The sequence below is a fragment of the Deltaproteobacteria bacterium genome (genome assembly GCA_029210625.1).
Lineage (GTDB): Bacteria > Myxococcota > Myxococcia > SLRQ01 > SLRQ01 > JARGFU01.
In genome coordinates, this window is record JARGFU010000018.1 from 132,284 (window position 1) to 151,311 (window position 19,028).

The window sequence follows — 19,028 nt, forward strand, 5'->3', positions numbered from 1 at the left end:
CCCATGCGCTGGCGGGAGGATCTCCCCGAGGCCATGGAGCAGCTGCGGCGGGCCGAGGCCGTGAGCGTGCCCCTCCTGCCCAAGGGTACCTGGAGGGACGAGAACCTGCGGCGGCACCTCCGGGAGCGGGCGCACCCCCGGGCGCTCGCCGCGCTGAAGGCAGAGGACTGGCCGGCCGCCTACCGGAGCGCCCGGATCCTCTTCGACGCCGGGGACGAGGTCGAGGGTAACGCCATCATCGCCCTGCTCCAGCACAAGGCCCGGCCCTTCTACGACGACGGCTCCCGCCTGCTGCGGCGGAAGCGGACGAAGGCCGAGAAGGCGGAGGGGCGAAGGCTGCTGAAGCTGGTGATCTCGATGACCGGCCCCGAGTGGCGGCTGCACCAGCCCGCGAAGGACAAGCTCGCCGGGAAGAAGCGCGGGCGCCGGCAGGGGGTGCCCGAGGGGATCGACGTCCCCCGGGCGCCGCCGCTGCGCCACTGATCAGTGACCGTCGTGGTCGTGCCCGTCGTGCTCGTCGTGCCCGGCGGGCGGCTCCGCGCCCTGCGGGCAGCGACGGTAGCGGGCGCCGCCGAGCTGGGCCTGGGCGCCCTGCAGGCGGAAGGGGATGAGGCCCGGCTCCCCGTGATCGTTGCGGGTGAAGATCTCCTTGCCGTGCACCCGGTAGCTGCCGTGCTCGTCGCGGGAGCCGAAGCCCTCGGCGCCCGGTAGGGTGATCGCCACCTCTCCCTCGTAGCGGTAGTGCCCCTCGGCCTCGAAGACGTAGCGGCCGCGGGTGCTCTTGCTCCCCTTCCCCGGGACGAGGTCCCAGCAGCCCAGGAGCTTCTTCTTCAGGGCGGCGTTCTCCCGGGGCGGCCGCACCTGCAGCGTGTGCAGCAGGGTGTCCGCCGCGGGGAGCAGCCGCCCGTCCTCGGTGCTCGGCCAGACCCCGCCCAGGAGGTAGACCCAGCCCTTCGCGCGCAGCGCGGCGACGAAGAAGGTCAGCGGCGTCCCGTCGCGAGCGGGGGCCCCTCGCACGAGGCGGCCGGCCTCGCCCCCCGGCAGCTTCACGATCCGCGGCGCCTCCCGATCCTCCCAGTAGAGGCGGGTCAGCCCGGAGTGGCGCATCTCGACGTCCGCCAGCACCTCCTCCCCCAGGGGTCCCAGCACCTCGGTGGGGCTCGCCTCCTCCAGGCGCGCGTCCGAGGGGAAGGCCGAGAGGGTCAGCCGGCCGAGGCTCTCCTCCCCCTTCTTGCGGGCGACCCGGAAGACCTGCCCCTCCGACCAGCTCACGAAGCCCGTGGGCACCCGCAGGGTGACCGTGCCGGCGATCGCCTTGCGGGGGGTGCCCGGCAGCAGCCGCTCGCCCGCCCTGGCGGAGGCCGGCCCGGCCAGCGTGAGGACGAGGAGCGGCAGGGCGAGCCACCCCCACCCCAGGGTGTGCGTGTTCATCCTGCCTCCTCCCCTTCCAGGAACGCGGTGAGCACCGGCCAGGTCTCCTGCGCTGCCCGGCGCCCGAGGATCAGATCCCAGTGTCCGTACTCCTCCACCGTACCGCGGCCGCGCCCGAAGACCTCGAGCCGGGCGCCCACCCGCCGGGCGGTGTCCTCGACCGCCTCCACCGAGACCTGCGCGTCGCGGCTGCCGGCGACCATGAGCGTCTCGATGGGGTAGCGCCCGGCGTCGTCGAGGAATCGGCCCTGCTCGTCCCGCAGCCCCTCCTCCCTCAGCGCCCCGGCCAGGGAGCGCAGCAGGCTGATCGGGATCGTGTGGAAGGCCATGCTCTGGAGGCGCCGGGTGTGCTCGGGCTCGATGTTGGGCGGCCAGACGTTCAGCCGGTCGAGGACCTCGAAGCGACCCCAGAGGGGGCCGGCCAGGTGGGAGACCGTCCCGTAGGGGAGGGCCATCATCCGCTCGAGGATCGGCTCGAGGGGCTCGAGGGCAGAGAAGCGGGTCTGGCCGGGGCGGTAGTCGAGGGCCGAGCCCAGGGTGATGCCCCGGCTGACCTCGGCGCCCCCGTGACGGATGCCCCAGCAGAGCAGCAGGATGCCCCCCATGCTGTGGCCGACCCAGGCCACGCGCCGCGAGCCGGAGTGGCGCCGGATGTGATCGAGGATCGCCGGCAGGTCCTGGCTGAGGTAGTCGCCGAAGGTCCACTCGAAGCCGTCGACGCCGCTCTGGCCGCTGCCGCGCAGCTCGGGCAGCCAGACATCGTGGCCCCGGGCCGAGAGGTGGGCGGCGAAGCTCCGCCCCGGGAAGAGGAAGCCCAGGGGGTTCGAGCCCAGGCCGTGGAGGAGCATCACCGGCTCGGGCCGGGAGACGGGCGCGCCCGGGAGAGGCCGGGGCGGGAGGCGGCGCAGGCGCAGCTCGACCCCGTCGGCGGTGCGGATCCGGTGGTGCTCGGTCTCGTCGGGCGTCGCGTAGGCCCGGGCGAAGGGCCGGAAGTGGGCCAGGCGGCGGTGGGCTCGAAGGCGCAGGGTCATGCCCCTCGTTCATACGCCAACTTCAGGACGGATGCTCGATCGCCCTCGAAGGTGATAGGTGAGGAGGGTGTTCGGGAGCACCCTCACCTGGCGAACCACCGGCGGCCTCGCCGCCCTCGCGCTGCTCTCGATCGCCACGCCGGCCCGCCCGGCGCCGCCCTCGCCGGCCGAGGTGATCGAGCGCCTCGGGCGCGAGAGCCCCCCCGGTCCGGACGGGCGCCCGCTCTTCCCGCCGGATCTCCGGATCGTCTCCCACTCGCGGGGACCCGGGGGTGAGCGCCTGCTCGTGGCCGGCAGCTTCGCGCGGCCGGCGGACGCGGCCGGCGTCGACGAGGAGGTCCTGGACGCCCTGCGCCTCGAGACCCTGCTCGGCGCCCTCGACGCGGCCGGCGTGGAGGGGGGCGTCGAGGTGCTGGTCGCCGCGCCCGGCGGCGAACCCCGCCCGCTCGGCGGCCTCGACCTGCCCCTCGTGCTCCCCCGCCCGCCGCCGGCCGGCGTGATCGCCACCCTGCCCCCCTCCCCCCTCCTCCTCGACCTCCCCCTGGGGGGCAGCCTGGAGGGCCGGCGGATCGGGGTCTCGGCGGGGCACGGCTGGATCGACGACGGCGCCGGCGGCTGGCGCACCCAGCGCGTGAACTGGACCTTCTCCTCCTCGGCCCGGGGCATCACCGAGGACTTCTTCAACGCCGAGATCGCCACCCACTGGGTCATCCCCCTGCTGCAGCGGATGGGGGCCGAGGTGGTCGTCGTACGTGAGCCGGGGATGGACACCGCGCCGAGCGTGATCGTCGATGACGGCAACACCGGCCACTCCGAGGTGGGCACCTGGGCCGACGGCACCGGCACGGGCAGCTACGACGGTGACTACCGGACCGCCGCGCCCGGAGCCTCCTCCACCGCGGTCTATGCCCTCGCCGACGCCCCGGCGGCCTGGGGGGAGCGGCGGCTCGCCCTGCGCTGGCTGGAGGGGACCAACCGCACCTCCCGGGCGGTGCTCACCCTCGAGCACGCGGGCGGCACCCGCACCTACCTCGTCGATCAGCGGCGGCCCGGGACCCTCTGGCTGGATCTGGGCCTCGCCTGGCTGGGGCCGACCTCTCGCCTCACCCTCTCTCCCGGAGCGGGCGACGGCTACCTCATCGCCGACGCCCTCAAGATCGGGGGCGGCACCTTCACCACCGCGAGCAAGCCCTGGTGGGAGATGGCGGCGAAGAGCTACGTGCCCTTCGCCGGCGCGCCCACCGCGGTCAACTCCCTGGGCGACGTCACCATCCGGCCGGCCTACGTGGAGTACGCCGGGGTGGACCTCTACGTCTCCCTCCACGGCAACGCCTCGGGCACCGCGGGCGGCTCCACGGCCAACGGGATGTCGACCTACCGCTACTCCTGTCAGCTCTACGGTGACCACTCGACCTCGACCGCCGCGACGGGCTGCGACGATCCGCCGGGCTCCACCGCCCTCATCGACGCGGTCCACGCGGCCATCCTGGAGAAGGTGCGCGCGGACTGGGATCCCAACTTCGGGGACCGGGGCCGGCGGGTGGCGAACTTCGGTGAGCTGCGAGTCCTCGACGACGCCCCCGGGGTGCTGGTCGAGGCGGCCTTCTTCGACAACCTGAGCGCCCCCTCGGGCTCCCCCCCGCCGCGCTACCCGGACAACCGCACGATGCACGACCCCCGCTGGCGGGAGGCCTACGCCCGGGGGGTCGTCGCCGGCATCGCCCGCTTCTTCGATCCGGGCGCCGACGCCCCGCCGCCGCGCCCGACCCACCTCATCGCCCGCAACCGGCTGGACGGCCGGCTGGAGATCGGCTGGGAGCCGGTGCCGGGCGCCACCCGCTACGCCGTGCAGCAGGCCCGCCTCGGCGAGGGGCGGCCGGGGCGCGCCTTCGACAGCGGCACCCTGGTCGACGCGCCGCCCCTCCTCCTGGGCCCCGAGGCCCTCGAGCCCGGCGCCGCCTACGCCTTCCGGGTGGTCGCCGCCTCGGACGACGGCCTGGGGCTCCCCTCCGAGGTCGTGGTGGCCGGCTACCGGGGCGCCCACGATCTGCCCGGCCCGCCGGTCACGAGCGCCGAGGCCCTGGTGGTCTCGGCCTACGATCGCCACGACGCCTGGGTGCAGGAGATCGACAACGACCGCCAGCACGCCATCGAGCACGGCGAGGCTCTGGTCGGCCTCACGTCCGGGGATCTCCACTTCGACGGCGCCAGCGACGAGGCCCTCGTCACCGGCGCGGTCGATCCGGCCGACTACCGCCTGGTCGACGTGATCGTCGGCAAGAACTCCACCGAGCACCGCGCCCTGAAGGTGGAGTTGCGCGACGCCCTCGCCGCGGCGCACGCCGGCGGGACGATCCTCGTCCTCTCCGGGGAGGAGCTGGGCTACCACCTCGGCAACACCTCGACCGATCCGGACGACCTCGCCTTCCTGGAGGGCACCCTCGGCGCACGCTACGCCGCCGACGACGCCAACACCTTCCAGCTCCAGGCCGTCACCGGCGCCCTCTTCGAGGGCCTGCGCGGCCTCGACTTCGACGACGGCAATGGCGGCATCTACGAGGTGCGCTACCCCGACGTCCTCGAGGCCCTCGGGGACGCGCAGGTCGTGCTGACCTACCCCGACGGCACCGGCGCCGCCGTCGCCCGGCCCGGTGCCTACACCTTCGGGGTCGGGCTCGAGGCCGTGGTCTCGGTGACCGCTCGCCGCTCGATCTTCGACCGGATCCTGGCCCAGGCCCTCCCCGGCCTGCCCTCCGGCGACCGGGACCTCGACGGCGCCTCCGACGCCTGCGAGCTGCAGTACGGCCTCGACCCCCTCGACGGCCGCGACGGAGCCCTCGATCCCGACGAGGACGGCGTCAGCACCGCCGACGAGTGCGCCGCCGGCACCGATCCGGTGGAGGGCCTCACCCCCGACGGCGGGATCCTCCCCGACGCCGGCGACGGCCGGCGGCACCTGGTGGTCACCGGCCACTGCGGCTGCACCGCCAGCGGCGCCGCCCCCCAGGCCCTGGGCCTCGCCCTCGCGATCCTCCTCGCCCTCGCCGCGCGCCGCCGGCGCGCCACCTAGGCGCTGGCCTCCAGGCTGGCGCGGACCCTGGCCACCTTCTTCCGCAGCCGGGTCCAGAGCCAGACCCCGGCGCCCACCGCGATGAAGATCATGACGTGCTTCACGATCAGGGCGGGCACCTGCACCTTCCCCACGGCGTTGGCCCACTCGAAGTCCACGTAGAAGTAGAGGCGGGGCACGCCCCCGACGAGGATCCAGATCAGGGAGAACTTCGCCAGCCGGCTCATGCTCCCGTAGAGGCGCAGGAAGTAGAGGTTGGCCTCGCGCACGCTCAGGTCGAGGTGGTGCTTCTGGATGGCCCAGAGCGCCACGCCGCTCGAGACGAACAGGGCCGTCGCCACGTCGTGGAGGTAGTTGTTCATCATGACGACGACGCCGAGCGCGGGACTCATGGGCTCTTCCTCGACTCGAAGGGGACGGCGGCATTGTATTCCCCCCGGCCCCGAGGTGCTCCCTCTGACCTTCTTCTTTGTTTTCAGTATCTTGGATCCGTTTGACAAACGTTTGTTCAACTCCTAGGGTTCGATCATGCGGCCCCTCCCCGGAACCCTCGCCCTCCTCCTCGCCCTCTCCACGCCCGCCGACCTGCGGGCGCAGGGGCTCTTCGAGGAGGCCCTGGAGGAGGCCGAGGCCGAGGGCGCGCCGGCCGGGGAGGAGAGCGGGGACGCGGCCTCCGCTCCCGCGCCTTCCCGGGGCCCGACCCTGGAGCTGGGCGGCCGGGTCCGGGGGGCGGCCTTCGTGGGCGAGGCCTTCGCCGGTGAGGGCCCCGGCCTCCACGCCGGCTACGGGGAGCTGGCCCTGACGGCCCGAGGCCGGCACGGGAAGCGCGGCAGCGCCTTCGCCGAGCTGCGCCTGCGCGCCGGCCACGAGTACGACGCCGCCTTCTCCGGGCTGGAGCTGCGGGAGGCCTACCTCGACCTCTTCCTGGGTCCCCTGGACCTTCGCCTCGGCCACCAGATCATCGCCTGGGGCCGCGCCGACGGGCTCAACCCCACCGACGTGCTCTCCCCCAAGAACATGGGCATGCGCTCGGCCGATCCCGACGACCGGCGCGCGGCGGCCCTCGCCCTGCGCACCCAGCTCTACCTCGAGCCGATGAAGCTGGAGCTGGTCTGGCTGCCGGCCTACTTCCCCTCCCGCTTCCCGCCCTTCCAGCTCCCGGGCCCCATCACCCTCGTCGAGCCCGCCTGGCCCGACGCCCGCCTGGAGAACGGGACGGCGGCGGCGCGCCTGCACCTCGAGACCTCCGCCCTCGAGGCCTCGGTGAGCTACGTCCACGGCCACGCCCCCTTCCCCGGCCTGCGCCTGCACAGCTTCACCCTCGATCCGGCGAACACCGAGAGCCCGGCCAGCCTCGGCGCCGGCTTCGAGGCCTACCGCCAGCACCTCGTCGGCCTCGACTTCGCCACGGCCCTCGGCACCCTGGCCGGCCTGCGGGGAGAGGCCGCCCTGCGCCTCCCCCTCGAGTCGGAGGTGAAGGACGACGCCGAGTGGATCCCGCTCCCGGATCTCCAGTGGATCGTCGGCCTCGACCGGGAGGTCGCCACCAACCTCACCGTGGTCGTCCAGTACGTCGGTCGTCACGTGCTCGAGTGGGACGGCCTGGAGAGCAAGCTCGGCCCCCTCCTCGGCGGCGACGAGCCCCCGGACCTCACCGTCCTGCTCGACTCCCTCGAGCCCGACGAGCGCACGGCCTTCCTCGACGCGATGGTGCGCGGAGAGACCCCGGCGCTCGTCTACGACGAGATCCGCCTGAAGACCCGCATGGTGCAGGGGCAGAGCGTCGAGACCAGCCACGCCCTGGGGCTGGTCGTCCGCTGGATGGGCTTCCACGACACGGTCTCGATCGACCTCGCCGGCCAGTACAACCTCTCGACCGAGGAGTGGATGCTCCGGCCCGCCCTCGACTGGGACCTGGCCGACGGGCTCTCCCTGCGCCTCGGCGCCGAGCTCTACCACGGACCCGACGACACCCTCTTCGGCCTGATGGACTCGCTGCTCAGCGCCGGCTTCGTCGAGGTCTCCGGGAGCTTCTGATGGCGAGGGAGCTCGAGCCGCGCGAGCGCATCCTCGCCGCCGGGAAGCACCTCTTCGCCCGCAAGGGCTTCGCCGGCACGGGCGTGCGCGAGATCGCCAGCCGCGCCGGCGTGAACCTGGCGATGATCAACTACTACTTCGGCTCGAAGGAGGGCCTGCTCCAGGCCATCACCGAGAGCTACTTCGACCGGGTCTTCCCCGGCGCCGCCGAGGCCGTGCAGAGCGAGGGGGGCGCCCGTGAGATCGTCCGGAAGATCGCCGCGGTGATGATCGGGGTCCTGCGGGACGATCCCGAGATCCTGCGGATCCTCCTCAACCGGCTGCCCCTGGAGCCCGACGGCCTCTCCGGCCTCCCCCGGGAGCGCTTCGAGCTGATGTTCGGGCTGATCAGCCAGAAGCTGGTCCCCCTCCTGGAGGCGGAGACCGGCCACCGGATCGGCCCCCAGCTCCTCGTCCCGGCGATGGTCGGCCTCATCGCGGGCCACTTCCTCTTCCGCAATCAGCTCGAGACCCTCCCGGGCATCGAGTTCGAAGCCGACTTCTACGACCGCATGCCGGACCTGGTCGTCCAGGTCCTCTTCGATGGCTTCTCCGGCCTGGAGACCGACTCCCCATGAAGCGCCTCTCCTACCTCGTCACCCGCCACCCCTGGCTCTTCATCGTCTTCTTCGTCCTGGCGACCGCCGCCGTCGGCTCGAACCTGCGCAACCTGGAGATCGAGCCGGACCTCAAGGCGATGCTCCCGACCGACTTCCCCGCGCGGGTGGACATGGACGCCATCGACGAGCTCTTCGGCGGCACCGACTTCATCATGGTGGTGCTCGAGGGCGACGACGTCCTCTCCGAGGAGACCCTCGGCCGGGTGAAGGAGCTCTCCCGCAAGCTCGCCCGGGTGAAGGGGGTCGATCGGGTGATGTCGCTGACCACCGCGAACGACATCCGCGCCGAGGAGGGCATGATGGTGGTCGAGCGGGCGGTGCGGCGCGTGCCGAAGAGCGCCGAGGCCCGGGAGAAGCTCCGGGGGCAGCTCGCCGCCAACGACCTGCTGATGGGCACCGTGGTCTCGAGGGACTTCCGGGCGACCGCGCTGGTGTGTCAGCTGAAGATCTCGGCCCCGGACCGCGCGACCCTGGAGGCCGTCCGGGAGACGATCGCGGCCGTCCCCGGGCCGGAGAAGGTCTCGGTCGGCGGCTCCCCGGTGATCCGCACCGACATGGCCGGGGGCATCGCCAACGACATCCGCAAGCTCCTGCCCCTGGGCCTGCTGGTGATGTTGATCTTCCTCTTCGTCTGCTTCCGGCAGCTGCGGGGCGTCTTCCTCCCCTTCGTGGTCGTCGTGATGTCCATCGTCTTCGCGATGGGGATGCTCCCCCTCCTGGGATGGAAGCTCCAGCTTATCACCGTGCTGCTCCCCGTGATCCTCATCGCGGTGGCCAACGACTACGGCATCCACATCCTGGCCCGGTACCAGGAGGAGAACCACCCGGACTCCCAGCTCGATCGCCCCGCCCTGGTCACCCGGATCGTCGAGGCCCTCGGCGGACCGGTGCTGGCCACCGCCCTCACCACCGTGGCCGGCCTCCTCGCGATGCTCTCCCACATCCTGGTGCCGGCCCGGCAGGTGGGCGTCCTGGCCGCCGCCGGGGTCACCTGGGCCCTGCTGGGCAGCCTCACCTTCATCCCGGCGGTGCTCACCGTGCTGCGCAAGGCCCGGCCCCGGGACGTCAGCGCCACCGGGGGACACCTCCTCGACCGCGCCCTCGGCCGCGTCGCGACGCTGGTCGTCGCCCGGCCGCGGACCGTGGTCACCTCCTCGAGCGTGCTCGTCGGCGCCATCGCCCTGGGCAGCTTCCTGCTGACCATCGAGATGAACGTGGTGAACTTCTTCCCCGCCGACTCCGAGCTGGCGAAGGCCACCCTCCTGCTCCAGGAGAAGTTCGGCGGCAGCCTGGACGTGGCCGCGCTGGCGAAGGGAGACATCAAGGATCCGGCGGTGCTCAAGGAGATCGACGCCCTGGAGCAGCGCCTCCTCGCGATGCCCATCATCGAGAAGAGCAGCTCCATCGCCGGCGTGGTCCGCAAGATGAACGAGTCGGTCCACGGCGGGGACCCCTCCTTCGACACGATCCCCGAGACCCGGGAGGCCGTCGCGGAGCTCTTCCTCCTCTACTCCATGAGCGGCGACCCCACCGACTTCGATCGGATGGTCGACTTCCCCTACGAGCACGCCCTCCTCTCCGCGCGGATCGCCTCCCTCTCGACCTACGATCTGGAGAGCGCCACCCGGGAGGTGGAGAGCTTCATCGCCGGGCACCCGGAGACGGTCTTCGAGCGCGTGGGCGGCTTCTCCCGCCTCCTCTCCTCCCTGGTGAAGGCGCTGGTCGTGGGCCAGCTCTGGAGCCTGGCCCTCTCCCTCCTCATGGTGATGGTCCTGGTCGCCATCCTCTTTCGCTCCCTGACCGCCGGCTTCATCTCGGCCGCGCCCCTCGGCGCCGCCATGGCCGCCCTCTTCGGGCTGATGGGGCTGATGGGGATCGAGCTCAACCACATCACCGCCCTGCTCTCGTCGATCATGATCGGCGTCGGCATCGACTACACGATCCACTTCCTCTGGCGGTACCGGGAGGAGCGCCGGACGCGCGAGCCCGCCGAGGCGGTCCACGAGACCCTCGTCACCACCGGCCGGGGCATCGTCTTCAACGCCCTCTCGGTGGTGGTGGGCTTCGCCATCCTCTTCTCCTCCGGCTTCCGGCCGATCCAGTGGTTCGGCTTCCTCGTCACCGTCTCCATCTCGGCCGCCCTCGTCGCCGCGATGGTCTTCCTCCCCGCTCTGGTATTGATCGTCCGGCCCCGATTCCTCGAGCCCGCTTGAAGGAGCCCGAACATGCGCCGCCTCACTTCTTCCCTCGCCCTCCTCTCCCTCCTCCTGCCGGCCCTCGCCCTCGCCGAGGACGCAGAGGCCCCGACGGCTCAGGCGATCGTCCAGGCCGCCTACGACGCCAGCCGCCTCGACGGCGCGGAGATGATCTCCCAGCTGACGATCTCCAACGCCGCCGGCCAGAGCCGGGTGCGGAAGATCGCGGCCGTCTCGCGGACCTACGAGGGGGGCATCGAGAAGCGCCTCACCCGCTTCCTCGCCCCCGCCGACGTGAAGGGCACCGGCCTGCTCTCGGTGGACTACCCGGAGAAGACCGACGACCTCTGGCTCTTCCTCCCCTCCCTGCGCAAGACCCGGAAGATCGTCTCCTCCGAGCGCGCCAAGAGCTTCATGGGCTCGGAGTTCACCTACTCCGACATCACGCCGCCACCGCTGGGCGACTTCGTCTTCACCCTCCTCGGCTCCGAGGAGGCGGACGGGGTCGACTGCTGGAAGCTGGAGGAGAAGCCCAAGGACGAGGACATCGCCGACGAGAACGGCTTCTCCCGGCGCGTCGCCTGGATCGGCAAGGCCGACCACGTGCGGCGGAAGGTCACCTACTACGATCTCGACGGTGAGCTGCACCGCGAGCTCTCGGCCACCGGCGTGAAGCTCGTCGACGAGAAGCAGGGCCGCTACCGCCCCATGCAGATGACGATGAAGAACCTCCAGAACGGGCGCAACTCCGAGCTGAAGATCGAGAAGATCCAGCTGCGGGAGGACATCCCCGAGGACTACTTCACCACCCGCTACCTCGAGCGGCAATAGAGCCTCAGTGGAGGCGGGGGCGGAGGGGCAGCGCGGCGGCGATCTCGGCCTCCCGGGCCGCCAGCACCTCCAGGCGCTCCGCCACGCGCGCGGGCTCGAAGAGGGACTCGGCCAGCTCGACGAAGAGGCGGAAGTGCCCCGCCTCCACCTTCGCCAGGCCGGCGTAGAAGGCTCGCAGCTCCTCGTCCTCCAGGGTCTCGCCCAGGAGCGCCAGGCGCTCGCCGGAGCGGGCCTCGATGAGAGAGAAGACGAGCAGCCGGTCGAGGAGGCGCTGGTCCCGGGGGTGGCGCACCTCCTCGAGCAGGGCCCGGGCGTAGGGGTCGCCCCCGTCCTTGCCCAGGGGGAGGCCCCGGGCCAGGAGCAGGGCGTGGACCTGCTGGAAGTGCTGGAGCTCCTCCCGGGCGAGGCGCACGCAGCGCCGCACCAGCTGGTCGTGCTCCGGGTAGGCGCTGACCAGGGACATCGCGGAGGCCGCGGCCTTCTTCTCGAGGTGGGCGTGATCCTGCAGGACCGCCGCCATGTCCCTGCCGGCGATCTCGGTCCACTCCCGGGGGGTGGCCCACCGCAGGGGCTGCACCTCCGCGCTCATCAGTAGACGACCTCGGCCCGCGCGCGGAGCGCCGCCTCGGCCTCCTCCTTCGCCCGGGCCATCGCCTGCCGCTCCAGGTCGGCTCGCAGCGCCGGCCGCAGGGTCTCGAGGGAGGACTCGGGCTCCGGCTCGCGGGCCACCAGCCGGAAGAGCCAGTGGCGCCCCTCCCCTCCGGAGGCGCGCCCGACCTGGCCGGGCTCCAGCCCCTCCAGGACCGGCCGCCAGGGCTCGGGCAGCTGGGTCCAGCGCAGGAAGCCCAGATCCCAGGGCCGCCTCCCGCCCGCGGGGAGGGCCTCCGGCGTCCCCTCCGCGGCCAGGCTCTCGAAGTCCTCGCCCGCCTCGATCCGCCCCCAGAGGGCGTCGAGCTCGGCCTCGCTCCGGCGCAGGATCTGCTGGACGTGGTAGCGCTGCGCCAGCTGCGCCCGCTTCGCCTCGTGGTATTGGCGGACCTCGTCGTCGCTGACCCTCGGGGCCTCGGCGCCCAGGCGCCCCCGCAGCTCCCGGGCGAGGAGCCGCCGCCGCAGGTCGGCGAGCTCGGCCTCCTTCTGCTCCAGCTGCCGGGCGATCCGCTCGTCGCGATCCAGCCCCCGGGCCTCGGCCTCCTGGGCCAGGATCTCCTGCTCCACCAGGACCTCGAGGAGGTTCCGCTCCTGCTCCGCGCTCAGGGAGCGGCCCCGGGTGAGGGGGTTGCGCCGGAGGGTGAAGTCCAGCTCCGCCCGGGTGATGGGGCGGCCGTTCACCCGGGCCAGGACCTCACCCTCCCCGCTTCCGGCCGCCGGGGCCGCCGGCTCCACCGCGGGCGCGGGGGGCTCCTCGGCGCCGGGGCGGCCCGGACACGCCGAGAGCCCCAGCGCCAGGATCACCGCGATCAGTCGCGGTTCTGCAGGTCGTGGCAGGCGCCGCACTGGTCGATGGCGTCGTTCGAGAACTGCTTGTTGTGGCGAGCGAAGTCGAGGACGAAGCCCCGGCCGTTGGCGTCCTGGTGGCAGGTGGCGCAGTTGCCAGCCGGGGGGAGCTCCTCGGCCGCCTGCTTCACCTGGAAGGTCACCCAGCCCACGGAGGGGGTGGCGTAGTCGCTGCCGTTCACCCGGCCCCGGTCGGCGATCTCGACGCTGGCCACGTAGGTGCCCGGCATCAGATCATCGACGGGATCGAGGGTGTAGGTGATGGCGCCGGCGCTCCAGGCGGCCTTGGGATCGTCCTCGGCCGGATCGACGTGCTGGTAGACGACGTTGTTCGGGTAGTAGCCGCCGAGGGTCTGGAGGCTCGTGTCTCCCCCGAAGACCGCCGCGGTCACCGCGCTCTTCAGGAGCTGGATCGAGTAGACGGTCCCCAGGTTGCGGCTGCGCAGGGCGAGCCGGCCGTCCTCCTCGTAGGCGATGGCCCGGTCGTTGAAGGCGGCGTCGGCGTTCAGCCACGCGATGATCTCGGCGACCGTGGCGGCGGCCGGATCGGCGAAAGTACCGCTGGCCACCGGGACGGCGATCTCACCCGGCGCCAGGCCGGCGCCCGCGGCGAGGTCCTCGAGGCGGATGGTCCGTCCGCCGTCGACGGCGAGCTTGAGCTGGGCGTCGATGGAGGAGATGTCGAAGGGCCCGGTGCCGGTGCTGTAGACCTCGGCACGGGCGGCCGTCGTGAGGACCGGGTTGCGCTTGCCCCGTGGCCCGTGGACGAAGAGGTAGGCGGCGGTGAACTTGCCGTCCTCGGCCGGGCAGGCGTCACCCTCGGACTCGGCGGCGGTGCAGCCCTCGGCTCCGTCGTCGTCCTCGACCACGGTGGTGTGGTCGATGGGGGTGCCGGCCTTGTCCAGGACGAGGGTGACCACCGGGGACTCTCCGGCCACGAAGTGAGTGCCGTTGGCCGGCGTGGAGACGCTCAGGGTCACGCCGAACTCGGGCTGGTGGCGGGGGGTCTTGGAGGCCCAGTCGTGGGACTCCTCGACCGCCAGCGCCGTGCCCGAGGCGGGGTGGCAGCCCACGCAACCCGCGTCGCTGGTGGCGGCGCCGCCGGTGTGGAGGACCTTGCCGGCCGGGGGCGGGTCCACGAAGGAGGTGGTGTCGTGGCAGGTCCCGCAGGCGTAGCGCGAGGGGACGGTCTTCCAGTTGTCCACGTTGGCGCCGCTGCCGGTGTGGCACTTGGTGCAGTTGGCGATCACGGCGGGGAAGGTCGCCTCCCACCAGCGGTACTCCCGGACGCTGCCGTTGCGCTCCCGGTAGATGACGTAGTCACCGTTGTCGGCCGACTCGTCGGCGGCGGTGGCGGGATCGTCCCAGACGAGGCCGTCCGCCCCCGGGATGCTCGCGAGCTGGCTGCCGGAGTGGATCTTGTGGACCAGGCTCACCATGCCCAGGGACTCGTCGTTGAAGGGGCTGCTGTAGAAGGAGTTGTGGCAGAGGTTGCAGCCCTCGAGGGTCAGGCGGTCGCCGCCGTGCCCGCGGAACTCGAACTCGCCGTGGCAGCTCTGGCAGACGTTGGTGGGGACGATGTCCCGGGTGTAGGCCGACGCGCTGCCGTCGGGGACCCAGTCGTAGGTCCCCTCGCCCGTGGCGTCCTCGTGCCCGCCGGTGCGGACCTCGACCCGGTGCAGGCGGCTGCGATCGTAGACGATGGGCTGGCCGTTGGCGGTGGCGTTGGCCAGGTTGGCGGTGAAGGTGTAGCGGTAGTTGCCGCCGCCGAGGTTCATGAAGTTGGCGGCGTTGGCCTGGATGTCCTCGGAGGACCCCATGTCGGCCGAGGTGCCGGCCGGGTTCGGCCAGGGGCCGTCGGCGGGCACGGTGATGGTGGTGAAGATGTAGGGCACCCACTGGCTGTAGGCGCGGGTGGCCGTCGGCGGCTCGAGGGAGACCACCGAGAGCTGGATGTCGCTCTGGGGGCCGGGCACCGTACCGTCGAAGGTGTCCACCGGGAGGCCCTTCTTGTCGGCGACGTGGAACTCGACCACCAGCTGACCGGCGGGATCGGCCACGGCGCTGGTCACCGTGATGTCGACGAAGAACTTGCCGCAGTCGCTCGGGGTGGTGCCCGGAGGGCAGGCCTCGTACTCGCCGGTGGAGAGCAGGTAGCCGGTGGAGTGGTTCTGCCCCACACCCGTCCCGACGGTCGAGCCGGTGTGGCAGACCTTGCAGGACTCCTCCTCGTCGCCGCTCCAGGGGGCGTTCGGCGTCGGATCGAAGGTCATCACCTTGTAGTGCGCCTGGGCGGCGTCGGAGTCGTGGCAGCCACGGCAGGCGTGGCGGTCCGGCTCGGTCAGGAAGCTGCCGCTGGTGGTGGCGGTCGGGTGGCAGGTCTCGCAGTTGCGGATGTCCTGGGTGAACTCGATGTCCCAGTTCCGCCCCTTCACCAGGTCGTTGTAGGCGACGGTCTCGTTCGGGTAGGTCAGGTTCTGTCCGTTGTGGATGGCGTGGACCCGGCGGGAGATGGGCACGCCGCCCGCCCAGGGGATGACCTCCCCGGCGGTCTGGTCCTTGCCGTCGCGGACGACGACGCTGGTGCCGTCGGAGCAGGAGATGGTCTTGGTGCCGTCGCCGTTGTCGGCCACGCTGCAGGTGGCGCCCGCGCCGTCCCGCAGGGTGATCACCGTCCCGTCGCAGTTCACGTCGTAGGTGCCGTCACCGTTGTCGGTGAGGGTGCAGGGGGTCCCGGGGTCCCCGACCTGACCGGCCGCTCCGGCCGGGCCGGCGGGGCCCTCGCAGGCAGTCGAGAAGAGGAAGAGACCGGCGAGGAAGACGCGAAGGGTCGCGCGCATGACAGTACCCTCTGATGTGCTGGTGGGAGAGCGAGGACCGCACCCCGCATACCACCAGCCAACCGCCGATCCAACCGGTTGTTTACGACGCTCTACGACCCTCTGGACGCACGAAGCCCGCCACACCGGCCGGCGGTGTGACGGGCTCCATGGCCCCCCCGCGGGGGCGGGCTCGAGGCCCGCCCCGTGTGGGTGGAGTCGCCTACTCGAAGAAGGAGGCGATCACGGCGGCGATCTGCTCGAGGAGGCTGGTGTCCTCGACCCGATAGCCGTTCGACGCGAAGTGCTGGTTGAGCGCCAGCAGCCCGTTGGCGTCGTCCTCGTTGATCAGCTCGGCGCGGTGGCAGCCGCCGCAGGCGCGGGCGCCGGGGCCGACGATCACCGAGGGCACGTCGCCGATGGCGCGATCGACGTTCCAGGTGTCGGAGCCGGAGAGGAGGCCGCCCATCGACTTCGCCTGATCCGGGACATCGTAGGTGCCCGGGTTGTGGCAGGCCTCGCAGCCCTTCGCGGTGAAGGTCGGGATGGTGTGCTCGATGTGCAGCTCGTAGCGCATCTTCTCGACCGGATCGGTGAAGTCGACGTCGCCGGAGTCGAAGGCCTGGAAGTTGTGGATCGCATGGGCGTAGGAGTCGATCGACCGCGACTGCATCTCGAGGTGCGAGCCGCCGCTCTTCGTGATGTGGCACATCCGGCAGACGACGACGCTGCCGCCCCGGTCAGCCGAGTGGAAGGTCGTGGCCAGCTGGTCGTGGCAGCTGTTGCACTTGGCCACATCGACGATGGGCTCGAAGTGCCCGTCGTCGAAGGCGTTCGCCGCGAAGTCGAAGGTCCGCGAGACCGCGTCGGTGCCCAGCACGACGTCGTCCTCCGGCGTGCAGGTGTTGGTGGTGCCCGAGCAGTACTCGCCGCGAGAGCAGGAGGCCGTGCAGGTTCCGAGGTTGAGGTCCTTCTCACCCACGGGCTGGATGAGCGCCGGCATCACGCCCACCTCGGCCCGCAGCACGGTGCCGTCGGTGAGCTCGGTGGCCCACATCGAGAGATCGACGTCGATCGCCCAGGTGCCGTCACCGGTGCTGCCGTCGTCGGTGACGGTGAGGCGCGGGTTGGTCTCCACGCCGTCGATGACGAACTCGAGGAGGCGGTTGCGGCTCGAGTCACGCTCATGCGGCCCCACGATGAAGTCCTTGGTCTCCCAGCCGTAGAGGCCAACCATGATCGTCGGGGTGATGTCCGCGACGCCCAGGGACGAGGTCGAGGCGGCATCCTCGGTGGCGCTGATGGCGATCGAGAGCACGTTCGTGGTCGCGTTGTAGGAGACGGTGTCCACTGTGGTGACGAACATCTCGGCCCACTTCACGTCGGGCGCCTGGTAGATGATCTGGTTGTAGCCGGAGTGGATCTCCGCGAAGGTCGGGGTCAACGCGCCGCCGGTGTGGCAGGTCGGGCAGGCGGTGGCGTAGGGCTCGCGGTGCGCGGCCGTGTTCGACATCAGGGTCTCGAGAGCGAGATCGGCGGTGCCGTACTGAGCGCTACCGGTCACCGGGTGGCAGCTCTTGCAGGTCGTGATGTTGAAGTTCGCCGGCGAGGTGATGTCGGTCAGGAAGCCCTCGTGGCAGGTGGCGCAGTTCGCCATCGACGCCGGATAGGGGAACTCCATGGCGTGGGCCATGTGGGTGTCGTTCATCACGTTCGCGGTGTAGGCGTACTTCGCCTCCTCGGCCGCGGTCAGCGGAGTCGTGTCGAGCTGGGTGAAGCGGAGGGGATCGTCGACCAGGACCTGCCAGTCCTCGTGCCCGCCCGCCCGGTTGTCGTAGTGGCAGAAGCGGCAGGAGTCGAAGTCCTCGAGGCCGGTGACGACCGCGTCCCGGTAGCCGTGCTTCATGTAGGGGGCGCCGTGGCACTTCTCGCAGCCGGAGACCTTGGCCTTGGTGTTGCCGACGGTGTCGGTGGCCCAGGTGCCGAAGGTGAGGGCCGCGCTGGCGACGTCGGCGTAGAGCCCGACGTGACCGCCGGCGGCGTCGTCGAGCCGCTCGGTGCCCACATAGCCATAGACGGCCGCGTTCGAGGCGTCGATCGCGTAGGTCTTGTTCAGGGAGACCGCGGTGTACTGACCCGGAGTGGCGGTAGGGGCGATGGTCCCGAAGGAGATCGGGTTCACGTACTGACCGCCGGTGTACTCCAGGCCCATGAAGCGCTTCTGACCCAGGCCGGGCAGGCCGGCGGCGTCCACGTAGGGCAGGCCGTTCAGGGTGACGGTGAAGGTCAGGGTGTTGTCCCAGTTGGCGCCGTTGGCGACGCTGGTCACCGAGTCCAGGGTCAGCTCGAGGTTGCCGCCCTTGGAGTCCAGGTAGTCGGCGTAGACGGCCTGGTGCCTGGCGCCGGCGCCCTTGTGGCAGGTGGCGCAGGCCTCGACGTCAACGTCGGCGGGGTCGAGGACGGTGCCGTCCTGTACGACCGCGGTGGTGCCGTCGTCGCAGGTGATGGTCTTGGTGCCGTCCAGGTTGTCCACGACGGTGCAGGAGCCGCCCTGCTGACCGACCTGGCCGTCGGAGACGGTCACGACGTTGCCGTCGCAGTTGATGTCGTAGGTGCCGTCACCGTTGTCAGTGGCGGTGCACCCGATACCGGGGTCGCCCACGGGACCCTGCTCGCCGGCGGGACCGGCGGGGCCTTCGCAGGCGGAGAGGAGGAAGATGGATGCAGAGACGAGAAGGAGGCGCACGGGAGCACGCATGGCGAAGCCCTCCGGTTAGCATTGGGCGCTCACGAGGTCCGAGGATCGGAACGGCCGAGCGACTCCTCTCCACCGCAAGTTCCGTACCCTGGGGCGATTTCACACACCCCATGGTCACCCCTGGATTTACTGTGGCCACATGACCCACCCCGACCCCATGACGCGATGAGCCGTTAGATTTGCACCACCCCTCGCACCATTTGCGGGGAGCAGGGTGTGGTGCCCCGTCAAGACGGCGTCAACCAAAGAGAAGCGCCGCCACGGCCAGGCCGGGACGGCGCTCCAACGGTTCCTCTGGACCCTCCTGGGGTCCCCGTATTCGATCAGTCGCGGCGGCGCAGGGCGAAGCCGGCCAGGCCGATGAGCAGCAGGCCCAGGAGGCTGGCGCCGTTGCCGGAGGCGCTGGAGCACCCCACGGGGCTGGGCTCACCGTCGGCGACGATGGTGGTCTTCCAGGTCGAGCGGGCGTTCATCTCGCGGGTGACCCGGTCCTCCCAGACCGTCTCGGCGGTGACCTCGATCTCGTAGTTGCCCGGGACGTCGGGGGTGAAGCTCACGACCTTGTCGGCCAGGTAGTGGTACTCGAAGGGGGTCGAGACGGTCACGGTGCCCTTGGGGTTCTCCACGATGGCGCGGGAGCCGCTCGGGGCGCTGGTCACGGTCCAGGTGTAGCGCACGGCCTCGTTGGTGCGGTTGGTGAAGA

The 19,028-nt window shown here is 71.5% G+C and carries 14 protein-coding genes; 6 read left to right on the forward strand and 8 right to left on the reverse strand.

From position 1 onward, the window contains the following. Window positions 1-3 precede the first annotated feature (3 nt). On the forward strand, window positions 4-483 hold the full coding sequence (locus P1V51_17415) for a hypothetical protein (GenBank protein ID MDF1564825.1): 480 nt from the start codon (window positions 4-6) through the stop codon (window positions 481-483). Here P1V51_17415 and P1V51_17420 read toward each other — a convergent pair whose 3' ends face one another. Together P1V51_17420 and P1V51_17425 are read right to left on the reverse strand one after the other, a co-directional pair. Further along, window positions 484-1,431: a hypothetical protein gene (locus tag P1V51_17420; GenBank protein ID MDF1564826.1), complete on the reverse strand. Its 948-nt coding sequence runs from the start codon at window positions 1,429-1,431 to the stop codon at window positions 484-486. It lies immediately after the preceding gene. Further along, window positions 1,428-2,462 (reverse strand): alpha/beta fold hydrolase, encoded by a 1,035-nt coding sequence (locus P1V51_17425; GenBank protein MDF1564827.1) that lies wholly within the window; start codon window positions 2,460-2,462, stop codon window positions 1,428-1,430. The genes P1V51_17420 and P1V51_17425 overlap by 4 nt, the downstream gene beginning before the upstream one ends. A gap of 67 nt (window positions 2,463-2,529) precedes the next feature. On the opposite strand from P1V51_17425, the gene P1V51_17430 reads away from it, so the two are divergent. Then, a complete protein-coding gene (locus P1V51_17430) occupies window positions 2,530-5,532 on the forward strand; it encodes an N-acetylmuramoyl-L-alanine amidase (GenBank protein ID MDF1564828.1) in 3,003 nt (1,000 codons plus the stop codon). On the opposite strand, the gene P1V51_17435 is transcribed toward P1V51_17430, so the two are convergent. Beyond that, window positions 5,529-5,924 (reverse strand): hypothetical protein, encoded by a 396-nt coding sequence (locus tag P1V51_17435; GenBank protein MDF1564829.1) that lies wholly within the window; start codon window positions 5,922-5,924, stop codon window positions 5,529-5,531. The genes P1V51_17430 and P1V51_17435 overlap by 4 nt on opposite strands. A 136-nt stretch (window positions 5,925-6,060) precedes the next feature. On the opposite strand from P1V51_17435, the gene P1V51_17440 reads away from it, so the two are divergent. From P1V51_17440 to P1V51_17455, 4 genes are read left to right on the forward strand one after another with little or no spacing between them, the layout of a single operon-like run. Next, window positions 6,061-7,569 carry a hypothetical protein gene (locus P1V51_17440; GenBank protein ID MDF1564830.1) on the forward strand — a complete coding sequence of 503 codons (1,509 nt, stop codon included), beginning with the start codon at window positions 6,061-6,063 and terminating at the stop codon, window positions 7,567-7,569. Beyond that, complete coding sequence (locus tag P1V51_17445) at window positions 7,569-8,186, forward strand: TetR family transcriptional regulator (protein MDF1564831.1); 618 nt, start codon at window positions 7,569-7,571, stop codon at window positions 8,184-8,186. The genes P1V51_17440 and P1V51_17445 overlap by 1 nt, the downstream gene beginning before the upstream one ends. Then, window positions 8,183-10,441, forward strand: coding sequence for an MMPL family transporter (locus P1V51_17450; protein MDF1564832.1), 2,259 nt, complete (start codon window positions 8,183-8,185; stop codon window positions 10,439-10,441). The genes P1V51_17445 and P1V51_17450 overlap by 4 nt, the downstream gene beginning before the upstream one ends. A gap of 12 nt (window positions 10,442-10,453) precedes the next feature. Next, window positions 10,454-11,254, forward strand: a complete 801-nt coding sequence (locus P1V51_17455) for an outer membrane lipoprotein-sorting protein (GenBank protein MDF1564833.1) — start codon at window positions 10,454-10,456, stop codon at window positions 11,252-11,254. Window positions 11,255-11,258: 4 nt separating this feature from the next. Here P1V51_17455 and P1V51_17460 read toward each other — a convergent pair whose 3' ends face one another. From P1V51_17460 to P1V51_17480, 5 genes are all read right to left on the reverse strand, one after another. Then, complete coding sequence (locus P1V51_17460; GenBank protein ID MDF1564834.1) at window positions 11,259-11,843, reverse strand: tRNA-(ms[2]io[6]A)-hydroxylase; 585 nt, start codon at window positions 11,841-11,843, stop codon at window positions 11,259-11,261. Further along, entirely contained in the window at window positions 11,843-12,706 is an 864-nt protein-coding gene (locus P1V51_17465; protein ID MDF1564835.1) for a hypothetical protein, read from the reverse strand. Before P1V51_17465 ends, P1V51_17460 begins: the two co-directional genes overlap by 1 nt. Window positions 12,707-12,711: 5 nt before the next feature. Continuing rightward, window positions 12,712-15,588, reverse strand: a complete 2,877-nt coding sequence (locus P1V51_17470) for a cytochrome C (protein ID MDF1564836.1) — start codon at window positions 15,586-15,588, stop codon at window positions 12,712-12,714. Window positions 15,589-15,790: 202 nt separating this feature from the next. Then, window positions 15,791-18,229 carry a hypothetical protein gene (locus tag P1V51_17475; protein ID MDF1564837.1) on the reverse strand — a complete coding sequence of 813 codons (2,439 nt, stop codon included), beginning with the start codon at window positions 18,227-18,229 and terminating at the stop codon, window positions 15,791-15,793. 419 nt (window positions 18,230-18,648) lie between these two features. After that, window positions 18,649-19,028: MYXO-CTERM sorting domain-containing protein (locus tag P1V51_17480; GenBank protein MDF1564838.1), on the reverse strand; the 380-nt coding region annotated here is incomplete at its 5' end.